This is a genomic window from Proteiniphilum sp. X52 (assembly GCF_003712195.1).
GTDB lineage: Bacteria > Bacteroidota > Bacteroidia > Bacteroidales > Dysgonomonadaceae > Proteiniphilum.
This window is the reverse complement of record NZ_RDSD01000060.1, coordinates 1-2,036: the sequence shown is the minus strand read 5'-3', so window position 1 is coordinate 2,036 and position 2,036 is coordinate 1. Positions and strand designations below refer to the sequence as shown.

The 2,036-nt window shown below is 42.1% G+C and carries 2 protein-coding genes; both read right to left on the bottom strand.

Translation table 11 applies throughout. From position 1 onward, the window contains the following. Positions 1-304 precede the first annotated feature (304 nt). Entirely contained in the window at positions 305-655 is a 351-nt protein-coding gene (locus D7D25_RS17590; protein ID WP_122970209.1) for a hypothetical protein, read from the bottom strand. A gap of 111 nt (positions 656-766) precedes the next feature. Then, positions 767-1,909, bottom strand: coding sequence for an RHS repeat-associated core domain-containing protein (locus D7D25_RS18860; protein ID WP_370453870.1), 1,143 nt, complete (start codon positions 1,907-1,909; stop codon positions 767-769). Positions 1,910-2,036: the final 127 nt, after the last annotated feature.

Genomic DNA, 2,036 nt, shown 5'->3' with positions numbered 1-2,036 from the left:
CAAATATAGTAAATTTTCCACACACCGGCTTCTTTTACATATACAGCAGGCGCTGAATAAGCATCACCACCGAGGTAGAGCCACTCGATGTTTTCGCCGATGGTGGGAGGGCCGCAGGAAAGAACGAAAGCTACCCCGCCGCTGCAGGATAGCTGTTGGGTTTACTTACTGACAGTTTGAAACTGCTGTTGTTTTGTCCATGAGTTGCAAATTTGCGCCAGATGGTGCTTACAAAGTATTTGCCTTTAGTTTTATATAGATGTTCTTAAATTTGAACAGATTTGTATCTCCGAAATGTTAATAACTAATATATTACTTGAAAATCATCTCCATTATTTATAATATATGATTCGTGCATATCTTTGGCGGATTTAATTATTAATATCCCATTGTTTCTAAATTCGATAATAAGATTATCTTGTTCGTCAACTATAGCGTTTACAACCAAAATACCAAGCAGATTATTAATAGAAAACTTTGGATTATTAACTGAATCCCATATTTGAATTTTATTTTCTCCTTCAATATATACTACTTCATTAGCAATACTTATGATGATTTCATTTTCAAAAATTAAATCAATTGTATATAGATTTATTCGAAGTTGAATTAAACTTTTTCTGATTATAAAGCTTAAGTCTTGTTTTATATCCATAATTTTTAAAATTTAAAATGCCACAAGCTGCGACTTAAAGTGTGTCCAGTATTAGGATTGTATGGCTGTCCATAATTATTATAGAATACTGTGTATCCATTTGGAGCATAATCAGTAGGTTCCCATAATTCTTATCATATTAGCATTTCCGGTAGAATCCGGTGCTTGATAAACTACACCATTTCCATTGTCAGCCGATCTCATTATATAATCCGAGGGTATGTCAAGTGTCACCTGGTCCCCAGCAGGATTAGTTACAATTCTTCCATTATAAGAATTCGATTCGGAATTTAGAGGATTCCTTGTCCCTAAACTTATTTTGTCCGAATTCAAATTTAAATCTTTCCCCGTCCACGGATTAACCTTATTATCGCGAGCATACTGTACTCCCGCCACTGTTCCGGTCATCACTCCGATTCCGGCACCCATTAACGCGCCTTGTCCGCCTTGTTTGAGTCCTTCCTCAAAACTGGCACCATTCCCCCAAGCCAAGCCCGCGCTCAATCCGAAACCTACTGCCGCATTCGTCGCCCCTTGGGTCAGCGCTTCCCGTAAAACAGGACTTGTGATATCGGAAGTCAGGTTACTTATTGGTTTTGCCAGGGTGTTGCCCAATTGACCGCCAAGATAGGATGTCGCCACACCCATGATCGTAGAGATACCAACCTGCCCCCAATCAATATTATTCCATCCTGTCGTAAATCCTTGGTTAAGGATGCCGTTGCCCCCACTCACAAGTCCTGCTCCAACCAATGGTGAAACATATAGAGATGCGACACCTCCTGCAAAACCGACACCGAACAAAGCTGCCCCATGCCCGAAATTTCGCACGTTTCCCTGTATAAGGTTTACCGTTAGATTGACAACGCCACCGACGACCGCCGCTATTAAATCATCTATTAAAAACCACTCTCCTGAAGGATCGATATAAGTCAGCGGATTGTTCAAACAATAACTATACCGGTTGAAATTCTGCGTGAAATCCGGCGCCTGTACATACGGATCGGGACTTAAGAACCTGCCTAAAAGCGGGTCATACAAGCGAGCGTTCATATTGATTAACCCGAACCCGCCCCCTCCGGCTCCCCCAAAGGAGGAGAGATGTTCGTGTCCGGTATATCCTCTGCCTAAGAACAGCGCCGGCTCACTTCCGGGTGTGTATGCCACATGCGTTGCAGGATTGCGAAGTCTTCCCCAAGCGTCGTAACTCAATTCCTGTTTCGCAATTTTGCTGAATTCCTCCTCGGTCGGCATAGCTCAAGCAAGCTTGACTTTGCGCTCACTCGTTCGTCATTTCAAAGAACCGTCGGCATTGGCTATATGGGTGATACTGCCCAGATAGTCCCTGCAAATGTAGTAAATTTTCCAAACATTATTCTCC

Coding starts and splice junctions, on each gene's coding strand:
- D7D25_RS18860 (WP_370453870.1), bottom strand. CDS start 1,909: ATGCCGACCGAGGAGGAATTCAGCAAAATTGCGAAACAGGAATTGAGT.
- D7D25_RS17590 (WP_122970209.1), bottom strand. CDS start 655: ATGGATATAAAACAAGACTTAAGCTTTATAATCAGAAAAAGTTTAATT.